The sequence below is a fragment of the Thauera sp. 27 genome (assembly GCF_000310125.2).
Lineage (GTDB): Bacteria > Pseudomonadota > Gammaproteobacteria > Burkholderiales > Rhodocyclaceae > Thauera > Thauera mechernichensis.
The window spans coordinates 38,879-58,917 of record NZ_AMXB01000008.1 but is presented as its reverse complement, the minus strand read 5'-3'; the positions used below and the strand labels follow the sequence as shown (position 1 = coordinate 58,917).

Sequence of the window (20,039 nt, the reverse complement as noted above, 5' to 3'; positions counted from 1 at the left end):
ATGAACTCCTCGATCTTCCTGCGTCGGTCACTGGTGATGCTGGGCGCCATCGCGCTCGCGGCCGGCGTCACGGTGTTCCTGTTCAACGAGTGGTTCAACGCCAGCTTCCTGCCGGCGCTGGGCATCCCCCAACCGCTCGGAAACGCGATCGGCGCAATGTTGATCGTCTTCGCGGCCTATCTCGGGGTGCGTCTGGTATCGCTCGCCGTCTTTCGCGACGCTGCATTCGGCCAGGAGATCACCCTCGACACGCTGCAGAACAACCGCGAACAAGCCAGCCAGGTCTGCCGGGAAATCGCCGTCGAGCTACGTGCCGTGCCGGCTTTCAGCGACGTGCTGCGCAAGCAACTCGACAGCGTCGTGCAGCAGACCGAACAGGCTGCCTACGACATCGGCGAGCGTCTGCAGACGATTGACGACGTGGTCAATCGGCTCAACACCTTCGTCACCGAACAGTCGAACGAGTCGACCGAGAGGGTGCATAGCTCGGAATCGCGCATCGCCAACAACCAGAAGCTCATCCGGCGCATGCAGCAGTACATCGACCATCGCATCCAGGAAGCCCGGGAGGATCAGGAGCGCGTCGCCCAGGTGGTCCGCGAGGCACGCTCGCTGGAGTCGCTGACCAAGCTGATCAAGGACATCGCAGCACAGACCAACCTGCTCGCACTCAATGCCGCGATCGAGGCAGCGCGGGCGGGCGAAGCCGGTCGCGGCTTCACGGTCGTTGCCGACGAGGTTCGCAAACTATCGACCGAGACGGAAAATGCCGTGCAGTCGATCAACCTTGGCATCCAGGGCGTGGCCTCGACGATCGAGACCCAGCTCAAGGAAAAACTGGCCGCCACCGATCTCGACGACGAACGTGACGCGCTAGGCCAGTTCGCCGTGCAGCTCGCCGAACTCGGCCAAAGCTACGAAGACATCCTGCAGAATCAATCCAGCGCAATGGACACGGTGCGCCAGAGCAGCAACGAGCTTGCAGCAATGTTCATGGATGCGCTGGCAAGCGTCCAGTTCCAGGACGTCACCCGGCAGCAGATCGAACACACGGCCGAATCGCTCAGTCGCCTCGACCAGCACCTGGGCGTACTCGCCGAGCGACTCGATCAGAGCGACAACCCCAGCTTCAGCTACACCCCGCTCGCGGAGCACCTGGAAGAGATCTATGGCCGTTACGTGATGGAGCAACAGCGCCACACGCACGAGCAGGTCACCGGCAAGACATCGTCAGGTACCGCAGCGGCAGCAAATCCAAAGATCGAACTTTTCTGAGTACGACCATGCCTGCGCGCAAGAAAAAGACCGGGGATCGCATCGCCATCGCCGAGGACATGAGCATCTACCACGCTGCAGCACAGAAGCAGCAGCTCATCGACGCACTGCACCACGCAGCCGAGCGCCTTGAGATCGACCTCTCCGGCGTCGCCGAAATCGACACCGCCGGCTTCCAGCTTCTGATGCTGGTCAAGCGCGAGGCACGCCGACTCGGCAAGGAGGCACAGATCATCGCGCACAGCGAGGCAGTACGCGACGTGCTCGATTTCTACAACATGGCAGCCGAGTTCGGCGATCCGCTGCTTATCCCGGCAAACCAGGCCTGATTCCGGACGCGCAGAACCATGGACGAGATCACCACCGTATTCGTCACCGAGAGTCGCGAACAACTCGCAACCCTCGAGTCGGCCCTGCTGCAACTCGAGAACAGCCCCGACGACGACGACACCCTGAACGCGATCTTCCGTAGCGCGCACACCATCAAGGGGGGCGCCGCGGTCATCGAATGCGGTTACATCGTCGCCTTCACCCATGTGGTCGAGAACGTACTCGACAAGTTGCGCAACCGCGAGATCAAGCTCGACTCAGACCTCATCGCGTTGCTGCTGGGCTGCGGCGACCACATCGGCAATCTGCTCGGCGTGCTCGAATCCGCTGCCAGCAGCCCCGACCCCGACCTCGCCGCCGAGGGCGAAGGGCTGCTCGCCCGCCTGCAGCGCGACTGGCTGTCGGAGACGAAGGCCGACTCGAGCTCGGGGCCGCCAAGCGCCATGCCGCCACCGATCGAGAGCAGCGGTGGCGGCATGGTCGAAACCGATTGCTGGCATATTTCGCTGCGCTTCGGCCCCGACGTGCTGAGGAACGGCATGGACCCGCTGTCCTTTCTGCGCTACCTCGGCAGCATCGGGCGCATAGAGCGCCTGGAGACCATCGCCGACGCCATGCCGAACGCGGAGGACATGGATCCCGAGGCCTGCTACCTCGGCTTCGAGATCAGCTTCTCGTCCAATGCCGACAAGGCCGCCATCGAGCGCGTCTTCGACTTCGTGCGTGATGACTGCAGCCTGCACATCCTGCCGCCGCACAGCCGGCTGGACGACTACCTGGCGCACATAAACGCCCTGCCCGAAGACCCGATGCGCCTGGGCGAGATCCTGGTGAAGGTGGGTGCGCTGACCCAGGCCGAACTCGACGAGGGGCTCAGGCTGCAGCACGCGGACGACGGCGAAACCGTGCTGGCCGAGGCTCAGGACGCTCCCGCCGAGCCCCACCCGATCGGCGAGATCCTCGTCGAGCACAAGGTCGTCCAGGCCGAACTGGTCGATGCCGCGGTCGCCAAGCAGAAGCAGGTCACCGAAAAGAAGGTCTCCGAGGCGCGCCTGATCCGCATCCAGGCCGACAAGCTCGACCGCCTCATCGACCTCGTCGGCGAGCTCGTCATCGCCGGCGCCAGCGTCAGTCTTCTAGCCAGTCGCAGCGGCCTGGGCGAGCTGGTCGAAGCCAACTCCATTACCAGCCGCCTGGTCGAGAGTATTCGTGACGCTGCGCTGCAACTGCGCATGGTGCAGATCGGCGAGACCTTCAACCGCTTCAACCGCGTCGTGCGCGACACCGCACGCGAGATGGGCAAGGACATCGAGCTGGTGATCAGCGGCGGTGAAACCGAGCTCGACAAATCCATGGTCGAGAAGATCGGCGACCCGCTGATGCATCTGGTGCGCAATGCCATGGACCATGGCCTGGAGCAGCCTGCGGCGCGCGAGGCCAAGGGCAAACCGGCGCGCGGCCGGCTCGAACTCAACGCCTTCCACGACTCGGGCAGCATCGTCATCGAGGTGGCAGACGATGGCGCCGGCCTCAACCGCGACCGTATCCTCGCCAAGGCGATCGAGCGCGGACTCGCCCAGCCTGGCCAGGCCCTGTCGGACGCCGAGATCTACAACCTGATCTTCGAGCCCGGCTTTTCCACCGCCGAGAAGGTCACCAACATTTCCGGCCGTGGCGTCGGCATGGACGTCGTCCGCCGCAACATACAGAGCCTGCGCGGCAGCGTCGAGGTCAGCTCCGAGATCGGCAAGGGCTCGCGCTTCGCCATCCGCCTGCCGCTCACGCTGGCGATCATCGACGGCTTCCTCGTCGGCATCGGCGATGCCGCCTACGTCATCCCGCTCGACAGCGTGGTCGAGTGTGTCGAGCTCTCGGTGGATGGCTTCACCCGCGACTACGTCAACCTGCGCGGCGAAGTCCTGCCCCTGGTGCGGCTGCGCCAGATGTTCGACATGGCGGGCGAGGCACCGGCGCGTCAGAACGTGGTCGTCGTACAGTACGCCGGGATCAAGTCCGGCATCGTGGTCGATCAGCTGATGGGCGAATTCCAGACCGTCATCAAGCCGCTCGGCAGCATTTTCCGCCACATCAAGGGGATTGGCGGCTCAACCATCCTCGGCAGCGGCGAGGTCGCACTCATCCTCGACGTGCAGGCATTGGTTCAGCGCTGCGCTTCGAGCGAGGAGCAACGCGCCGGCGGCCACGCCACCACGCGCGCACCCGCCTTGGCAGCCCGCAACTGACGGCGACCTGGCTCGCATCGATTTTTCCTGGAGTACATCATGAAGAACCTGAAGATCGGCATCCGGCTCGGCATCGGCTTCGCCATCGTGCTGCTGCTGCTGGTCGCCATCGCGGCCGTGGGCAGCCTGCGACTGAGCAACCTGCAGGCCGAAATCACCGACATCGTCAGCGACAAGAACGTCAAGCTGTCGACCTCGAACGAGATGATCGCGTCGATCAATCTGATCGGGATGTTGCACCGGAACATGCTGATCATGCGCGGCGAGCAGGACCTGCGCGACTTCGCACAATCAACAAGCGCAGAACGCGCCAAGCTGCTTCAGAACCTGGAAAAGCTCAACGGCATGACGTATGGCGCTGAAGGCGCGCGCTTGCTGGAAGCCATCAAGACCACCCGGCAGGCTTTCATGGGCCTGCAGCAGGAGTTCGAGGGGCTGACCCAGCAGCGTGACTTCGACGCCGCGGCCACGATGTTCTCGGCAACCTATCGCCCAGCCTTCCTCGCCTATCTCGACGCCCTCAACGGGTTCATCGCCTATCAGACCACACTGACCCAGGAAACCGGCCGCAATGCCGAGACGCTCGCCGAGCGTTCCGTTACCGTACTGATCGGGCTGGCGATCGCCGCGCTGCTGGTCGGTATCGGCTTTGCCATCTTCATCACGCGCTCGATCACGCGCCCGGTGGGCGAGGTGAGCGCCGCTGCCGAGCGCATGGCCAGGGGCGACTTCGCCTTCGACCTCCAGTCCGACGCCAAGGACGAGGTGGGTAGCGTGGTGCGTGCAGTGGCCGGCGTCCAGACCAGCGTCAAGCGCATGATCGACGACGCCAGCATGCTGGCCGACGCCGCAATCGCCGGCAAGCTCGCCACCCGCGCCGACGCCAGCCGCCACGAGGGCGATTTCCGCAAGATCGTCGACGGCGTCAATGCCACGCTCGACGCCGTCATCGGGCCGCTCAACGTGGCCGCCGACTACGTCGACCAGATTGCCAAGGGCGCCATCCCCGCCCGCATCACCGACAGCTACAACGGTGACTTCAACACCATCAAGAACAACCTCAACACCGCCATCGACGCGGTCAATGCGCTCGTCACCGACGCCAACATGCTCGCCCAGGCCGCCGTCGAAGGCCGCCTGTCCACCCGCGCCGACGCCAGCCGTCACCACGGCGACTACGCCCGCATCGTCCAGGGCGTCAACGCCACCCTGGATGCGGTCATCGCCCCCATCGACGATGGTCAAGCGCGTCATGGTCGCGCTCTCCGGGGGCGACCTCACCCAGAAGATCACCGACAACTACGCCGGCGACTTCCAGGTGCTGCAGAACGCAGTCAACGAGTCCATGGACAAGCTCGCCGAGATCATCGAGCAGGTCCGTGGCGCGGCCGATGCGCTCACCAACGCCGCAGGCCAGGTCTCGGCCACCGCTCAGAGCCTGTCCCAGTCCTCCTCCGAGCAGGCCGCCAGCGTCGAGGAAACCTCGGCTTCGATCGAGCAGATGAGCGCCTCGATCAACCAGAACTCGGAAAACGCCAAGATCACCGACGCCATGGCCACCAAGGCCGCCTCCGAAGCCGGCGAGGGCGGCCAGGCCGTCAAATCCACGGTCGAGGCGATGAAGAACATCGCCGGCAAGATCGGCATCATCGATGACATCGCCTACCAGACCAACCTGCTCGCGCTCAACGCCGCCATCGAAGCGGCCCGTGCCGGCGAGCACGGCAAGGGCTTTGCGGTGGTCGCCGCCGAGGTCAGAAAGCTCGCCGAGCGCAGCCAGGTCGCCGCCCAGGAGATCGGCCAGCTCGCCGGCAACTCGGTCCACCTGGCCGAGCGCGCGGGTACGCTGCTCGACGAGATCGTGCCCTCGATCAACAAGACCTCCGACCTCGTGCAGGAGATCGCCTCGGCCAGCCAGGAGCAGACCGCCGGCGTCGGCCAGATCAACAACGCCATGGGCCAGCTCAACAAGGCCACCCAGCAGAACGCCTCGGCCTCCGAAGAGCTCGCCGCCACCGCCGAGGAGCTCGGCGGACAAGCCGGACAGCTGCAGGAGCTGATGGGCTTCTTCAGCGTCGGCAGCGACGACGCGACATCCAGGCGCAGCCCCGCACGCAAGCCAGCGGCGGCAGTGAGTCCTCCGTCCCCGGCGCCGACGGCAAGCGATAGCGCACCGCGCCGCAACACGGCGCGCACCAACAGCCGGCTGAAGATCGGCAAGTCAGTCAGCTTCAGCGAAAGCGATTTCGAGAAATTCTGAGCACACGCCACGCAGCAGGAGCCAGGCCATGAGCCAGAGCCTTACACAAACCAGACAGAAGATGCCTGCGATCGCCGATGCGGGACCGCAGCAATACCTCACCTTCAGCCTCGGCGGCGAGGTGTTCGCGCTCGGGATCCTGAACGTCAAGGAGATCATCGAGTTCGGCAACATCACGGAAATTCCGATGATGCCGGCCTTCATCCGCGGCGTGATCAACCTGCGCGGCGCGGTTGTGCCGGTGATCGACCTGTCTGCTCGCTTCGGCGGCGAGACCTCTGCCGTCTCCCGCCGCACCTGCATCGTCATCGTCGAGCTGGGCGACGGTGACGACCGCCAGGACCTCGGGGTGATCGTGGACGCCGTCAACGAAGTGCTGGAGATTCCACGCGGCGATATCGAGCCACCGCCGAGCTTTGGCGCAAAGATCAGGGCCGACTTCATCCAGGGCATGGGCAAAGTGGATAACCGATTCGTCATCATCCTCAATGTCGATCGCGTGCTCTCGACCGAGGAGATCACGATGCTCGCCAGCATGGGCGGCGACAGCGCCAAGGAAGAGGGCTGATGCCCATCCCCGGGAAGACCATGATGAATACGCAATCCTACGGCTGGCGCTCGATCCGGCTACGTCTTTTCCTCCTCTTTGCTATCGTGATCGCAGCGGTGCTGTTCTATGCGCTCACCGATGTCGCCCGCCAATGGCAGGCTCAGAACGCCATGCAGCGCGGCGCCCAGTACAGCCAGCTGTCGGTGCAGATCAACAACCTGGTGCACGAACTCCAGAAGGAGCGCGGGCTGTCGGCGGGCTTCATCGGTTCGCGCGGCGGCCGCTTCCAGGCCGAACTCGCCGCTCAGCATCAGGACTCGAATACGGCGCGCAACGCACTGGATGCCTGGCTGGCAAGCGCCGATCGAAACCTGCTGGGCAGCGACATCGTCACCGCAGTGGAGTCCGCGCAAGGCCGCCTCGCTGCGCTGCAGGATACCCGTGGGCGCGTCACGAGCCTGTCGCTGCCGGGCCCCGAGTCATTCAGCTATTACACCGGAACGATCGAACACCTGGTGGCGGTGATCGACATCGCCGCCTCCTCGGCCGAGGAGGTCGAGTTGTCGCGCGGCATGAACGCTTACCTGATGTTCGTGCTCGCCAAGGAGCAAGCCGGACGCGAACGTGCATCGATCAACGGGCTGTTCGCCGCCAACACTGCCGCCGATGTTGCCCTGCATCGGCGCATCATCACCATCCTGACCGCGCAGGACACCTATCTTTCGAACTTCCGCTCGATGGCACCGCAGAGCTGGATCGACGGCCTGCAATCGGCACTCGACAGCGAGGCGGGGCGCGAAACCGCGCGCATGCGCCAGATCGCGCTCGATCGCATGAACATCGGCGAGTTCGGCGTCGAGCCCGCCACCTGGTTCGCCACGATCACGCGCAAGATCGACCTGCTGAAGGTCGAGGAAGATCGTATCGCGTCCACGCTGCTCGACCGCGCCCAGGCGCTGCGCGCCGACTCATCGTCGCAACTGGCGCTGTCGGTCGCGATGACGGTGGCCGTCCTGGTCGCCGCCATCCTGTTCGGGCTGCAGGTGACCGGCCTGTTGCGCGGCCTGCGTGGCAACGCCGAAGCGGCCCATCGCATCGCGCAAGGCCAGCTCGACGAGAAGGTCACGGTGCGCAACCACAACGAACTCGGCGAGATCGAAGGCGCGCTGGCCGAGGTGCAGTCAAACCTGCACGCGATGATGGACGACACCGCGATGCTCTCTGCCGCCGCCGTCGAGGGCCGCCTCGCCACGCGGGCCGACGCCGATCGCCACCCTGGCGACTACGCCCGCATCGTGCAAGGCGTCAATGCCACGCTCGACGCCGTCATCGGGCCGCTCAACGTGGCCGCCGACTACGTCGACCAGATTGCCAAGGGCGCCATCCCCGCCCGCATCACCGACAGCTACAACGGTGACTTCAACACCATCAAGAACAACCTCAACACCGCCATCGACGCGGTCAATGCGCTCGTCACCGACGCCAACATGCTCGCCCAGGCCGCCGTCGAAGGCCGCCTGTCCACCCGCGCCGACGCCAGCCGTCACCACGGCGACTACGCCCGCATCGTCCAGGGCGTCAACGCCACCCTGGATGCGGTCATCGCCCCCATCGACGAGGTCAAGCGCGTCATGGTCGCACTCTCCGGGGGCGACCTCACCCAGAAGATCACCGACAACTACGCCGGCGACTTCCAGGTGCTGCAGAACGCAGTCAACGAGTCCATGGACAAGCTCGCCGAGATCATCGAGCAGGTCCGTGGCGCGGCCGATGCGCTCACCAACGCCGCAGGCCAGGTCTCGGCCACCGCTCAGAGCCTGTCCCAGTCCTCCTCCGAGCAGGCCGCCAGCGTCGAGGAAACCTCGGCTTCGATCGAGCAGATGAGCGCCTCGATCAACCAGAACTCGGAAAACGCCAAGATCACCGACGCCATGGCCACCAAGGCCGCCTCCGAAGCCGGCGAGGGCGGCCAGGCCGTCAAATCCACGGTCGAGGCGATGAAGAACATCGCCGGCAAGATCGGCATCATCGATGACATCGCCTACCAGACCAACCTGCTCGCGCTCAACGCCGCCATCGAAGCGGCCCGTGCCGGCGAGCACGGCAAGGGCTTTGCGGTGGTCGCCGCCGAGGTCAGAAAGCTCGCCGAGCGCAGCCAGGTCGCCGCCCAGGAGATCGGCCAGCTCGCCGGCAACTCGGTCCACCTGGCCGAGCGCGCGGGTACGCTGCTCGACGAGATCGTGCCCTCGATCAACAAGACCTCCGACCTCGTGCAGGAGATCGCCTCGGCCAGCCAGGAGCAGACCGCCGGCGTCGGCCAGATCAACAACGCCATGGGCCAGCTCAACAAGGCCACCCAGCAGAACGCCTCGGCCTCCGAAGAGCTCGCCGCCACCGCCGAGGAGCTCGGCGGGCAGGCCGGACAGCTGCAGGAGCTGATGGACTTCTTCACGGTGGTCAGCGCACACCGCGGTCGGGCGCGTTGAGGCTGGCACGACTGCAGGCTGCCGAGGACAGTCCCGCATGATCGACTGGCACAACATGTCGCCGCAGGAAATCGAGCGCCGGGCGAGGAACATTGCGCCGGGCGAGTGGGCGGTCGAAATGCAGAAACCGATCTCCACCCTGCTCGGCTCCTGCGTTGCCGTGTGCATGTACGACCCGGCTGTCGGGGTCGGTGGCATGAACCATTTCATGCTGCCGAACATGCGCAAGCGAGAGAGGACGGTCGACGTGGATTCGCTGCTGTCCGGAGACTACGCGATGGAGGTGTTGCTCAACGGCATCCTCGGCCGCGGCGGCGCTCGCCATCGCATCAAGGCGAAGGCGTTTGGCGGCGGTACGATCATCAGCGGCATCGCCGCTTCGGGCATCGGCAAGCGCAATGCCGACTTCGCGCGCGAATGGCTCGATCGCGAAGGCATCGAGCTGATCGCCTCGGACTTCCTCGGCGCTTGCTCACGCAAGCTGCTCTTCGTGCCGGCGACAGGTGATGCATACTGCCGGCGCATGACCACCACAATGGCCACGGCCCAGGAAGTCGCCAAGGCCGAGCAGGCCTATGCCGAATCACTGCGACGTCCCCCGCCCAAGTCCAATGTCGAACTGTTCTGAGCTCGGGACTCCACCCGTACATGGATAACCAAAGCCTGACCGACCAGGAATTCAGCCTGTTCCAGAAGCTGATCTACCGCCTTGCCGGCATCAACATGGCCGACAGCAAGAAGGCGCTGGTGGCCGGTCGCCTGTCACGACGCCTGCGCCACTACGGCCTCGACAGTTTCGGTGCCTATTACACGCTCGTCACCAGCGACGAAGCCCTCGACGAACGCCAGTTGATGGTCGATCTGCTGACCACCAACGAGACCTACTTCTTCCGCGAGGCGGCGCACTTCGACTTCCTGCAGGACTTCGCCGCCAGCCGGCGCGGCCGCCCGCTCAGGGTCTGGAGCGGTGCGTCGTCGAGCGGCGAGGAGCCCTATACCATTGCCATGGTGCTGGCCGAGACCCTGGGCATGTCAGCCCCCTGGGAGGTGATCGCCTCGGACATCAGCCTGACCGTGCTCGAACGCGCCGCAGCCGGGCTCTATCCGCTCGAACGCGGTCGCGGCATTCCTCCCGAGCTAATGAAGAAGTACTGCCTGAAGGGCGTTCGCAGCCAGGACGGAAACTTTCTCGTCATGTCCGCGCTACGCGAGCGGGTGACGTTCCGCCATCTCAACCTGCTCGAACCTCACCACCGCGACCTCGGCCAGTTCGACGTCATCTTCCTGCGCAACGTGATGATTTACTTCGACAACGACACCAAGCGCAAGGTCATCGCCAACATGCTCCCCCACCTGCGCGAGGACGGTGTCTTCATCGTCGGCCACTCGGAGACGCTGACCGGGATCACCGACCAGCTCGGCGCCCTGAGGCCGACGCTGTACTGCCGCGCGGGTGCCCGCGCCCAGCTCGAGCGCTACCGCAGCGCAACGCGAAGCGGGCACGGACGATGAGCAGCCGGATCAAGGTCATCATCGTCGATGACTCAGCGGTGGTGCGCCAGACCGTGCGCCAGGCCCTCGAGCGTGACAGCGGCATCGAGGTGATCGCGGCAGCCTCCGACCCCTTGTTTGCCATGGGCCACATGCAGCGCCAGTGGCCGGACGTGATCGTGCTCGACATCGAGATGCCACGCATGGACGGCCTGACCTTCCTGAAGAAGATCATGACCGAGCGCCCCACACCGGTGGTGATCTGCTCCTCGCTCGCAGAGAATGGCGCTGCCGCAACCATGCAGGCCCTGGCGGCCGGCGCGGCGGCGATCATCACGAAACCCAGGATGGGCGTGAAGCAGTTTCTCGAAGGCAGCGCCAACGACGTGGTACAGGCGGTGAAGGCCGCCGCACGGGCCAACGCGAGTCGGCTCGCGCCGCGTACCGTGGCTCCCAAACTGAGCGTCGACGCCATGATCGGCGCTGGCCTGGGAAGCGGCTCGAGCATGGTGCGTACCACCGAACGCGTCATCGCCATCGGCACATCCACCGGCGGTACGCAGGCACTCGAAGCCGTGCTGACCCGCCTGCCGGCAGTATGCCCGGGCATCGTCATCGTCCAGCACATGCCCGAGCGCTTCACCGCGATGTTCGCCGAACGCCTCGACAGCCTGTGTGCGCTGGAGGTGCGCGAAGCGTGCCACGGCGACCGCGTCATGCCCGGACGCGCGCTGATCGCCCCCGGCGGCAAGCACATGATGCTCGCCCGCAGCGGCGCACAGTACACCGTCGAAGTGGTCGATGGCCCGCTGATCAATCGCCATCGGCCCTCTGTCGATGTGCTGTTCCGCTCGTGCGCCAGATTCGCCGGTCGCAACGCGGTCGGCGTGATCATGACCGGCATGGGCGACGACGGCGCACGTGGCCTCAAGGAGATGCACGATGCCGGCGCCCACACCATCGCCGAGGACGAATCCACCTGCGTCGTGTTCGGCATGCCGCGCGAGGCGATCAAGCTCGGCGGCGTAGACCAGGTGCTGCCGCTGGAGCGCATACCGGACGCAATCCTGAAAGCTGTTTGAGTGCCTCACTTTCGTCTGGGGAAACGCCACCAGGGCAACACACGGCTCATCGAAAGCACCTCACCGCTATTCGAGGGTTGGTAGCCGGGGAGGCTCACCAGCCGACGCTGCCACGCGCTCGAACCGAGCAGTGCGAGAAGCGCACGGACTGCGGATTGATCCAGGGTGGACTTCAGGCAGGCGAGGAAGTATGTCTCCTCCACCAAGGGTATGAAGTCCAGCCCCCGGTCACGAGCACTTGCCTCAATCCCGAAACCGGCATCGGCCTCACCGCTTGCCACGGCCTGGGCAACCGCGGCGTGCGAAGGCTCGTCCACATCGTAGCCTCGGATCGAGAAAGGGCTCACCCCGAGCTCCCCCAGAAGCTCGTCGAATACGACACGCGTACCCGTACCGCGAGCCCGGTTGACGAAACGCACGCCTGGCCGCGGAAGATCACGCAGCCCGCATAGGGCGAGCGGATTACCCGGCGCCACGATCAAGCCCTGGCTGCGGCGCGCAAAACCGATGAGCTTATGAAGCCCGGGGCGCAACAGAGGCTTGTAGGTGTGGCGGGAGAGCGAGTCGGGCGCTGCGGGCTGGCGGACATGGAAGCCTGCCATCGTGCAACGGCCTTCGTTGAGCGCTCGGATGGCGTCGACGCTGCCCGTGAAGCGTATGTCCAAGTGCAGACGGCCAGAACGCGCCTCCTCGGCCAGGGCCGCAAGCCCTTGATCGTAGCTTGCGTGCAAGCTCAATACATGCGCCGACTCATCGAAAGCGATCGCAAAGGCGCGCTCCAGATCTCCACGCAGAGCTTCGATCTGCGGCAAAAGCCTCGCCTGCACCTGGCGTTCTGCCATAAGCAGCTTGGCCGCAAACGCGGTAAGCCGCGCCGCCTGTCCCTTCTCCCAAAGGATCAGCGGCTGACCAAGCTCGGCCTCCCAGCGCTTGAGTTCGCCCCAGACATGACGGTAGGACAAGCCAAGCGCGCGTGCTGCAGCCGAGATCGAGCCCTGCACACTGACCGCCTGCAGCAGGTCCAGCAAGGGGTTGCGCACCAAGGCGGGTGCCGCCGCCGGGCCGAGGGTGTAGTTGAGGCTGATCCTATGCATAGCCGTTCATATTGATGAGCTTAGGTTAGGCCAATAGATTGCGCCAAGCTGGTCGCTGAAGCCAATCCTGCCGATCACTCCAATTTGCCTACAACACGGTTGCCCGATAGCCGACGGAGACGATACCCATGCGCACCTCACTGCTTTCCCTCGCCAGCAAGCACGTCGCAAGCCTCGTTGCGGCCACCACCATCGCACTGTTACCGCTCGTCGCCCAGGCGCAAGCCACCTCGATCGTGATTGCATCCACCACCTCGACCGAGCAGTCGGGCCTGTTCGGCCACATCCTGCCCCAGTTCAAGCAGGCAACCGGCATCGACGTGAAGGTGGTCGCGCTGGGTACCGGACAGGCGCTGGATGTGGGCCGCCGCGGCGACGCCGACGTGGTGTTCGTGCATGACGCTGCGGCCGAGCAGAAATTCGTCGACGAGGGCCACGGCGTAGCGCACCGCCAGGTGATGTACAACGATTTCGTGCTGGTCGGCCCCAAGGGCGACCCGGCAAGCGCGGCAGGCAATGACATCGCCGCTGCGCTGCAGAAGCTCGCCGCCGCCGGAGCCCCTTTCGTGTCGCGCGGTGACAAGAGCGGCACCCACGCGGCCGAACTGCGCTACTGGAAAGCCGCCGGCCTGGAGGACAAGGGCAGTGGCTACAAGGAATGCGGCTGCGGTATGGGGCCGGCGCTCAACATGGCGGCATCGAGCGGCGCCTATGTCCTCACCGACCGCGGCACCTGGCTCAGCTTCAAGAACCGCGCCGACCTCGCAGTCCTGGTCGAGGGCGACACCCGGCTGTTCAACCAGTACGGCGTGATGGTCGTCAATCCGGCGCGCCACCCGCACGTCAAGGAAGCCGAAGCGCGCAGCTTCGTCGACTGGATCGTGTCGCCCGCCGGTCAGGAAGCGATCGCCTCGTACAGGATCGCTGGCGAGCAGCTCTTCTTCCCCAACGCCGGGCAGTAAGCGAACGCCGGCAAGTACGCAACGATCAGGCGCTGCCCAGCGGCAGCGCCGTCTTGTCGATCACCCGCCGCAGCACGAAGCTCGAATGCACCCCGGTGACACCGGGAATGCGGGTAATGCGGTTCAGCAGCAGTTCCTGGTAGCCATCCATATCGGTGACGACGACCTTCAGCTGGTAGTCGGCATCCTGACCGGTAATGAGCAGGCACTCGAGCACCTGCGGAATGTTCTCGACCTCGGCCTCGAAATGCGAGAAGCGCTCGGGCGTGTGGCGGTCCATCGAGATGTGGATCAGCGCCATCAGCGACAGGCCGAGCTTCTTTGCATCGAGCAGCGCGCGGTAGCCGATCACCAGGCCGGACTCCTCCAGCGCGCGCAATCGCCGCAGGCAGGCCGAAGGTGACAACGCGATACGGTCGGCGAGCTCCTGGTTGCTGATTCGACCATCCTGCTGCAACAGATCCAGAAGCTGGCGGTCATAGCGGTCAAGCTGCATGATCAGGCGCCTCATTGTTCATGAATCGCAGATTGTTGCACCAAACTTCCGTTTCGTGAACTTTTCTGCCGGCAAACACCGAATCGCACTGCAACAACGCAATCGTCTGCCGCAGCTCGGCGCGTAAACTCTCCTCCATCGAATCACGCCACGCCCCCCGAGGACCGCGCCATGATGTTGCAGAACCCCGCCGCCAAGTACCGCCCCTTCGCCCCGATCGCACTCGCCGACCGCCAATGGCCGAACAAGGTCATCGACCGTGCGCCGATCTGGATGAGCACCGACCTGCGCGACGGCAACCAGGCGCTGTTCGAGCCCATGAACGTCGAGCGCAAGATGCGCATGTTCCGCACCGTGTGCGATATCGGCTTCAAGGAGATCGAGGTCGGCTTTCCGTCCGCCTCGCAGACCGACTTCGACTTCGTACGCACCCTGATCGAGGGCGGCCACATCCCGGCGGACGTCACCATCCAGGTGCTCACCCAGGCGCGCGAGGACCTCATCCGCCGCACCATGGCGTCGGTACGCGGTGCGCCACGGGCGATCATCCACGTCTATAACGCCACCTCGCCCACCTTCCGCGAAGTCGTGTTCAATATGGACAAGCCCCAGGTGGTTGCGCTCGCGGTGTCGGCCGTGCGCTTGATCAAGCAGATCGGCGCGCAGATGAGGGCCGAGTGCGGCACCGAGATCCGCCTCCAGTACAGCCCGGAGACCTTCTCCGCCACCGAGCTCGACTTCGCCAAGGAAGTCTGCGACGCCGTCACCGCCGAATGGGGCGCGACGCCGGACAACAAGGTCATCATCAACCTCCCCGCCACGGTCGAGGTCGCCACGCCCAACGTCTACGCCGACCAGGTCGAGTGGATGCATCGCCAGCTCGAGCGCCGCGACAGCATCGTGCTCTCGCTCCACCCGCACAACGACCGCGGCAGCGGCATCGCCGCCGCCGAACTCGGCATGATGGCCGGCGCCGACCGCGTCGAGGGTTGCCTGTTCGGCAACGGCGAGCGCACCGGCAACGTCGATATCGTCACCCTCGCGCTCAACATGTACACCCAGGGCGTCACGCCCGGGCTCGATTTCTCCGACATCAACGCGGTTGCACGCACCGTCGAGTACTGCAACCAGTTGCCCATCCACCCACGCCACCCCTATGTGGGGGATCTCGTATTCACGGCCTTCTCCGGCTCCCACCAGGACGCCATCAAGAAGGGATTCGCCGCCCACAAGGCGGACACCCCGTGGAACGTACCCTACCTCCCGATCGACCCCGCCGACGTCGGCCGCAGCTACGACTCCGTGATCCGGGTGAATAGCCAGTCCGGCAAAGGCGGCATCGCCTACCTGCTCGAGACCGAGTACGGCATCGTCATGCCGCGTCGGCTGCAGGTGGAATTCTCGCGCGAGGTCCAGCAGGTCACCGACGCCAGCGGCGGCGAAATGTCGGCGTCGGCAATCTGGAACCTCTTCCGCAGCACTTACCTCGACACCGTCGCGCCGGTTCGCTACGTCGAGCACCATCTGTTCGAGCACGGCGAGGCGCAGGGCATCCGCCTGGTGGTGGAGATCGGCGGCACCCGACACCTGCTCGTCGGCGAGGGCAACGGCCCGATCGACGCCGCCATCCACGCCTTGCGCGGCGCCGGCATCGACGTCCAGGTGCGCAGCTTCGAGGAGCGCTCGATCACCCCCAGCGAGGACGGCGGCAACGCCCAGGCCTGCGCCTTCCTCGAGCTCACCGAGGCCGGCGGACAAGGCGGCGACCGCTACGGCGTGGGCGTAGACGGCAACATCGTCACCGCCTCGATCCGCGCCATCATCAGCGGCATCAATCGCCTACAGCCGGCGCGCGCAGCAGCACCGGCAGAAAAGGCGGCCTGAGGCGAGCGGCGGGCCCGGTCAAGGCGATAGCAAGCCCCCCAGCGCCTCTCCCAACCAATCCAGCGCATCGGAGACATCAAAGCCCGAGCCCTTGTTGCCCGCGAGCGTGTCATATCCTTGCGACAGGCCCTCGGTCTGCGCTTCTTCCTTCATCTCCTCGCGCATCCGCGCAGAGTGGATGGCGCCCAACTCGCCTTCGTCCAACCACACCGCACGGCAGTCTCTGCATAGGTCAATCTCGATACCCTCATGATGGGCGACGTGCATCATCCCGCCGCATTGCGGGCAACACAACGACGAGCGCGGCCACGCGGCCGAATACTCGACAACCTGCTCAAGCACAGGCAGCAGTTCGGGCGTCATTGACAAGGGCAGGAACGCACCCTCGCACTCGTTGCAGGAATACCAAGGCTGCCCCAAGTGTTCGCGGAGGGCTAGCAATGCGCCATCGTAGGGGCAGTGGAGACCGGACTTCATGGTGACCCTCAATCATCTCCGCCCATGCGTCGGCGAGCATAGTGCTCCGGCCAGCGCCAGCGGGCGAGAAGGATGAGCGCCGCCAAGACCAAAACCGCCGTGCCAAGGGGTTGCGCCAGGTTGGCGAACCACTGGGCGCCGGTCATGGCGTCCTTACCGCCGAGGGCATCGGCGATCAACCGCTGAGTGCGGCTATAGCCCCACGCGCCTATCAGCCACACGGTCGCCATGCCTGCCAACACGAGGAGTACCCATAGGGTTTGCGCCACCATCACGCCGCGTCCTCGCGCATGGTTTCGATCACCCGGATGGCGCTGCAACTGCAATCAATCCGGCCCCGGGCGTCATCCTCTCAAACGGGTCGTTGCCCCAGCCGCCGCCCGGCGGCCTCTCCGACCACCTCGGACAGGGCCGCCAGGGTCTGGTAGAAGCGGGTGCCGAATTCGATATACAGTGCCCGACCAGCCGGACTGTTCGCCCTTTTCAGCAGCTGTCCGAGTTCCTCCGTATCGAACTCCTGGTACGCGGCGGCAGAGTGAACGAGCAGCATCTGAGCCATCTGTGCCCGCATCGCAAAACGCTGTGCATTCATGTGGCTCTGCACCTCGTCGAAGCTGGGTCTCGCCGTGCCCTGCGGCAGGGTCGAGATCAAACCCCACTCGAGCGCCAACTGGCTTTGCAGCGCCATGTTGGTGGCCTGCTCCACCGCATCGGTGGCCTGCAGCCAGGACTGCAGCAGTGCCATCCGGCTGGCATCCTGGCTGAGCGTCTCCATGATCTGCGGCGCCCGCTCCATCATCTCGCGCTGGAAGGCCGGCGAGGCCGCGTGCTCGTCGGCGGCGGTCAGCTTCCTGCCCAGCGGCGTCGCATAGAAGCCCAGCCAATCGGCCAGCTGCTCTGCGCTCAGGCTGGCTTGCAGGTGGGCGGTGACCGCCTGCTGCAAGCCCTCGAAGCCAAACACCTCGTCGGCCGCAGCCTTGAGCGCAGCCTCGACCTCGGGAGGCACCGCCGCCCCCTGAGCCCTGGCCTGGTCGAGCCCCTGCCTGAAATAGGTGGGCAGCTCCCGCACCATCCGCTCGATGCTGGTCACCTGCAACAGCCGCCGCCAGTCGGTGGCGGCTGCATCGGCCTGGACGCCCTGCATGCCGTCCTGCTGCGCAAACACATGCGCCCCCGGTGCAAGCAAGCTCAACGCGAGCAGCCCTGCCCCCAGGAATCGAAACCGTTTGAACATGATCACTCCTTATCAATGAAACACTCAGGCAGCATCAGGACCGCCAAGTCCGGCCAGCCAGGTTCGAGAGCGCTGGCCCGGCACCAGGCTGCGCGCACACTGACGAACACGGGGGCTGTTAGACGAGACCAGCGGATCTGCGTGTTGATACTCTGTAGTAAATGCCTTTCATTATCATTTACTTTTTTGTCATTTTATCTCCTTCTGCTCCCCGCTTGTCAAGCGCATACGGCTCAGATGAGTTTCCAGAAACAGGCGGTTTGGAGAAGGCACAATGCGAGGATGAGCACCGCAGATCACCATCCCGCAAGTCTCGCTACACAGCCTCTGTTCGCACCGATCGGGCGCTGGCTCGAACGCTGCGCCGGCACCGGCCTGCCTGACCACGCGGCGCTCGACGCCCTGCTCGCCGAGGCGGCCCCGGGCACCCGCAGCGGTGGCGGGGCGCCGATCCGCTTCGTGCCGCCCGGGGAGACGCCTGCGGGCTACGAGGCCCACATCTTCGCCCGCGGCGAGGTGCCGACCCGCAGCGGCGACTGGCACGATTTCTTCAATGCGCTGGCCTGGTGCGCTTGGCCGCGCACCAAGGCCACGCTCAACCGCCTGCATGTCGAAGAACTGCAGACCCGCACGGCGGCAGGCCTTTCCGGGCGCGGGCCGCGCCGCGACGCACTGACCCAGTTCGACGAATGCGGCATCGTGGTGGTGTCGGCCGATACCGAGATCCCCGCGCTGCTCGCTGCGCATGAGTGGGAAGCCGCATTCTGGGACCGCCGTCAGCGCCTCGCACGGACCACCCGCTTTCTCGTCTTCGGACACGCCACCTGGGAGCTGCTGCGCGCGCCCTTCTTCGGCCTGTGCGCGAAAGCCCTCTACCGCAGGGTCGCACCCGACTGGCTGGCGCTGCCGGCGGACGCAGCGCTGGCCGACACCGACGCCTGGCTCGCCCACGAGTTCACCACCATGATCGGCGACTTCAGCCCGCGCAGCCTGTCAGCCCTGCCACTGCTCGGCATCCCCGGCATGACGCCCGAAAACGAATGCGCCGCGTATTACCGCGACACCCGCCAGTTCCGCCCGCGCCGCGCGCATGAGGCCCACGCCGCCATCCTCTGATATTCGATATGGATAATCCGGACGGCGCCATGTACAATGCCTTCGTCATTGACAGCGCAGATGCTCATGCCGCGTCCACCCACCTCCCCAGAGACGACCCCCAGGACTACCCAGCGGGCCTGCACCGCCTGCGCGCCCGCACCCACGGGCACTCAACGCCCCCGACGGCCAATGAACGCTGCATCGCGACTCGGGCCTGCCCGCACGCACCGCACATTGATCCTGGCGCTGCTGGTGGCCGCGGTCAGCGGCGCGGCCTGGTCCGACCCGCACACGCCATCGGCGCCCGCCCCCATGCTCGCGCTGCGCTACGACGCGGCCATCGACCCGGCCCAGTACTGGATCAGCGAAAAGCTCGACGGCGTACGCGCGCTGTGGGACGGCCGCCAGTTGCGCTTCCGCAGCGGGCGGCCGATCGTCGCGCCCGACTGGTTCGTTGCCGGGTTACCCCACACGCCGCTCGACGGCGAGCTGTGGCTGGGCCGCCAGCGCTTCGACGAACTCTCCGGCCTCATCCGCCGCGCCGACCCACAGCACCCGGGCTGGCGCGCGGTGCGCTACATGGTGTTCGACCAGCCCGCCGGGGCGGGCGACTTCAGCGCCCGTCTGCAGGCGCTCCAGGCCCTCGTCATGGCGGCCGACCGGCCCTGGCTCCAGGTCGTGGAGCAGCGCCGGGTCACCGACCGCGCAGCACTGCAGCGCCTGCTCGACGACACCGTCGCCGGCGGGGGAGAGGGACTCATGCTGCACCGCGCCGACGCCCACTGGCAGCCCGGCCGCAGCGACGCCCTGCTCAAGCTCACCCCATGGCTCGACGCCGAAGCCCGCGTCGTCGGCTACATCCCCGGCAAGGGCCGGCTGCAGGGCAAGGTCGGCGCACTGGAGGTCGAGACCGACGACGGCCGCCGCTTTCGCATCGGCAGTGGCCTGACCGACGCCCTGCGCAACACCCCGCCCGCCATCGGCACGCTGGTCACCTACCGCTACCGCGAACTTACCCCCAGCGGGCAACCACGCTTTCCACGCTATGTGCGCGAGCGCACGCTGCCGTAGAGCCCC

17 protein-coding genes and 1 pseudogene are annotated in these 20,039 nt (G+C 65.7%); 13 read left to right on the top strand and 5 right to left on the bottom strand.

From position 1 onward, the window contains the following. The 9 genes and pseudogenes from B447_RS05915 (at window position 1) to B447_RS05875 (ending at window position 11,717) form a co-directional block, all read left to right on the top strand. Window positions 1–1,275, top strand: a complete 1,275-nt coding sequence (locus tag B447_RS05915; RefSeq protein ID WP_002925463.1) for a methyl-accepting chemotaxis protein — start codon at window positions 1–3, stop codon at window positions 1,273–1,275. An 8-nt stretch (window positions 1,276–1,283) separates the two neighbouring features. Then, entirely contained in the window at window positions 1,284–1,604 is a 321-nt protein-coding gene (locus B447_RS05910; protein WP_002925465.1) for an STAS domain-containing protein, read from the top strand. Window positions 1,605–1,622: 18 nt separating this feature from the next. Beyond that, the gene (locus tag B447_RS05905; protein WP_002937648.1) at window positions 1,623–3,848 is read left to right on the top strand and encodes a chemotaxis protein CheA; all 2,226 of its coding nucleotides are present in this window, start codon (window positions 1,623–1,625) and stop codon (window positions 3,846–3,848) included. Between the two features lie 39 nt (window positions 3,849–3,887). Continuing rightward, window positions 3,888–6,108: pseudogene (locus B447_RS05900) on the top strand (methyl-accepting chemotaxis protein). Between the two features lie 28 nt (window positions 6,109–6,136). After that, complete coding sequence (locus B447_RS05895; protein WP_002934334.1) at window positions 6,137–6,676, top strand: chemotaxis protein CheW; 540 nt, start codon at window positions 6,137–6,139, stop codon at window positions 6,674–6,676. Then, a complete protein-coding gene (locus B447_RS05890; RefSeq protein WP_002937647.1) occupies window positions 6,676–9,144 on the top strand; it encodes a methyl-accepting chemotaxis protein in 2,469 nt (822 codons plus the stop codon). Before B447_RS05895 ends, B447_RS05890 begins: the two co-directional genes overlap by 1 nt. A gap of 37 nt (window positions 9,145–9,181) precedes the next feature. Beyond that, window positions 9,182–9,772, top strand: coding sequence for a chemotaxis protein CheD (locus tag B447_RS05885; RefSeq protein ID WP_002937646.1), 591 nt, complete (start codon window positions 9,182–9,184; stop codon window positions 9,770–9,772). Between the two features lie 20 nt (window positions 9,773–9,792). Next, the gene (locus B447_RS05880) at window positions 9,793–10,656 is read left to right on the top strand and encodes a CheR family methyltransferase (RefSeq protein ID WP_002937645.1); all 864 of its coding nucleotides are present in this window, start codon (window positions 9,793–9,795) and stop codon (window positions 10,654–10,656) included. After that, window positions 10,653–11,717: a protein-glutamate methylesterase/protein-glutamine glutaminase gene (locus B447_RS05875; protein WP_002937643.1), complete on the top strand. Its 1,065-nt coding sequence runs from the start codon at window positions 10,653–10,655 to the stop codon at window positions 11,715–11,717. Before B447_RS05880 ends, B447_RS05875 begins: the two co-directional genes overlap by 4 nt. 5 nt (window positions 11,718–11,722) lie before the next feature. Here the strand turns inward: B447_RS05875 and B447_RS05870 are convergent, their stop codons facing one another. Then, window positions 11,723–12,811 carry a substrate-binding domain-containing protein gene (locus tag B447_RS05870; RefSeq protein ID WP_002937638.1) on the bottom strand — a complete coding sequence of 363 codons (1,089 nt, stop codon included), beginning with the start codon at window positions 12,809–12,811 and terminating at the stop codon, window positions 11,723–11,725. Between the two features lie 128 nt (window positions 12,812–12,939). Here B447_RS05870 and B447_RS05865 point away from each other — a divergent pair, with 128 nt between their 5' ends. Then, complete coding sequence (locus tag B447_RS05865; protein WP_002937636.1) at window positions 12,940–13,773, top strand: extracellular solute-binding protein; 834 nt, start codon at window positions 12,940–12,942, stop codon at window positions 13,771–13,773. A 25-nt stretch (window positions 13,774–13,798) separates the two neighbouring features. Here the strand turns inward: B447_RS05865 and B447_RS05860 are convergent, their stop codons facing one another. Next, the gene (locus tag B447_RS05860) at window positions 13,799–14,269 is read right to left on the bottom strand and encodes an Lrp/AsnC family transcriptional regulator (RefSeq protein WP_198291753.1); all 471 of its coding nucleotides are present in this window, start codon (window positions 14,267–14,269) and stop codon (window positions 13,799–13,801) included. A 171-nt stretch (window positions 14,270–14,440) separates the two neighbouring features. On the opposite strand from B447_RS05860, the gene leuA reads away from it, so the two are divergent. Then, complete coding sequence (gene leuA, locus B447_RS05855; protein WP_002937633.1) at window positions 14,441–16,153, top strand: 2-isopropylmalate synthase; 1,713 nt, start codon at window positions 14,441–14,443, stop codon at window positions 16,151–16,153. Window positions 16,154–16,171: 18 nt separating this feature from the next. Here leuA and B447_RS05850 read toward each other — a convergent pair whose 3' ends face one another. The 3 genes from B447_RS05850 to B447_RS05840 form a co-directional block, all read right to left on the bottom strand. Further along, a complete protein-coding gene (locus B447_RS05850; RefSeq protein ID WP_157384644.1) occupies window positions 16,172–16,516 on the bottom strand; it encodes a TFIIB-type zinc ribbon-containing protein in 345 nt (114 codons plus the stop codon). Window positions 16,517–16,638: 122 nt separating this feature from the next. Beyond that, a complete protein-coding gene (locus B447_RS05845; RefSeq protein WP_002937628.1) occupies window positions 16,639–16,902 on the bottom strand; it encodes a hypothetical protein in 264 nt (87 codons plus the stop codon). An 80-nt stretch (window positions 16,903–16,982) separates the two neighbouring features. Further along, window positions 16,983–17,864, bottom strand: coding sequence for a DUF2059 domain-containing protein (locus B447_RS05840; protein ID WP_002937617.1), 882 nt, complete (start codon window positions 17,862–17,864; stop codon window positions 16,983–16,985). Window positions 17,865–18,146: 282 nt separating this feature from the next. Between B447_RS05840 and B447_RS05835 the strand changes: the two genes are divergently transcribed. Both B447_RS05835 and B447_RS05830 read left to right on the top strand, forming a co-directional pair. Further along, window positions 18,147–18,980, top strand: coding sequence for a DUF3025 domain-containing protein (locus B447_RS05835; RefSeq protein ID WP_002937612.1), 834 nt, complete (start codon window positions 18,147–18,149; stop codon window positions 18,978–18,980). A gap of 171 nt (window positions 18,981–19,151) precedes the next feature. Further along, the gene (locus B447_RS05830; protein WP_232431547.1) at window positions 19,152–20,033 is read left to right on the top strand and encodes a DNA ligase; all 882 of its coding nucleotides are present in this window, start codon (window positions 19,152–19,154) and stop codon (window positions 20,031–20,033) included. Window positions 20,034–20,039 lie beyond the last annotated feature (6 nt).

Bases quoted from the DNA above. Each gene is read 5' to 3' on its own strand.
- B447_RS05915 (WP_002925463.1), top strand. From the start codon at position 1: ATGAACTCCTCGATCTTCCTGCGTCGGTCACTGGTGATGCTGGGCGCC.
- B447_RS05910 (WP_002925465.1), top strand. From the start codon at position 1,284: ATGCCTGCGCGCAAGAAAAAGACCGGGGATCGCATCGCCATCGCCGAG.
- B447_RS05905 (WP_002937648.1), top strand. From the start codon at position 1,623: ATGGACGAGATCACCACCGTATTCGTCACCGAGAGTCGCGAACAACTC.
- B447_RS05895 (WP_002934334.1), top strand. From the start codon at position 6,137: ATGAGCCAGAGCCTTACACAAACCAGACAGAAGATGCCTGCGATCGCC.
- B447_RS05890 (WP_002937647.1), top strand. From the start codon at position 6,676: ATGCCCATCCCCGGGAAGACCATGATGAATACGCAATCCTACGGCTGG.
- B447_RS05885 (WP_002937646.1), top strand. From the start codon at position 9,182: ATGATCGACTGGCACAACATGTCGCCGCAGGAAATCGAGCGCCGGGCG.
- B447_RS05880 (WP_002937645.1), top strand. From the start codon at position 9,793: ATGGATAACCAAAGCCTGACCGACCAGGAATTCAGCCTGTTCCAGAAG.
- B447_RS05875 (WP_002937643.1), top strand. From the start codon at position 10,653: ATGAGCAGCCGGATCAAGGTCATCATCGTCGATGACTCAGCGGTGGTG.
- B447_RS05870 (WP_002937638.1), bottom strand. From the start codon at position 12,811: ATGCATAGGATCAGCCTCAACTACACCCTCGGCCCGGCGGCGGCACCC.
- B447_RS05865 (WP_002937636.1), top strand. From the start codon at position 12,940: ATGCGCACCTCACTGCTTTCCCTCGCCAGCAAGCACGTCGCAAGCCTC.
- B447_RS05860 (WP_198291753.1), bottom strand. From the start codon at position 14,269: ATGCAGCTTGACCGCTATGACCGCCAGCTTCTGGATCTGTTGCAGCAG.
- leuA (WP_002937633.1), top strand. From the start codon at position 14,441: ATGATGTTGCAGAACCCCGCCGCCAAGTACCGCCCCTTCGCCCCGATC.
- B447_RS05850 (WP_157384644.1), bottom strand. From the start codon at position 16,516: ATGACGCCCGAACTGCTGCCTGTGCTTGAGCAGGTTGTCGAGTATTCG.
- B447_RS05845 (WP_002937628.1), bottom strand. From the start codon at position 16,902: ATGGTGGCGCAAACCCTATGGGTACTCCTCGTGTTGGCAGGCATGGCG.
- B447_RS05840 (WP_002937617.1), bottom strand. From the start codon at position 17,864: ATGTTCAAACGGTTTCGATTCCTGGGGGCAGGGCTGCTCGCGTTGAGC.
- B447_RS05835 (WP_002937612.1), top strand. From the start codon at position 18,147: ATGAGCACCGCAGATCACCATCCCGCAAGTCTCGCTACACAGCCTCTG.
- B447_RS05830 (WP_232431547.1), top strand. From the start codon at position 19,152: ATGAACGCTGCATCGCGACTCGGGCCTGCCCGCACGCACCGCACATTG.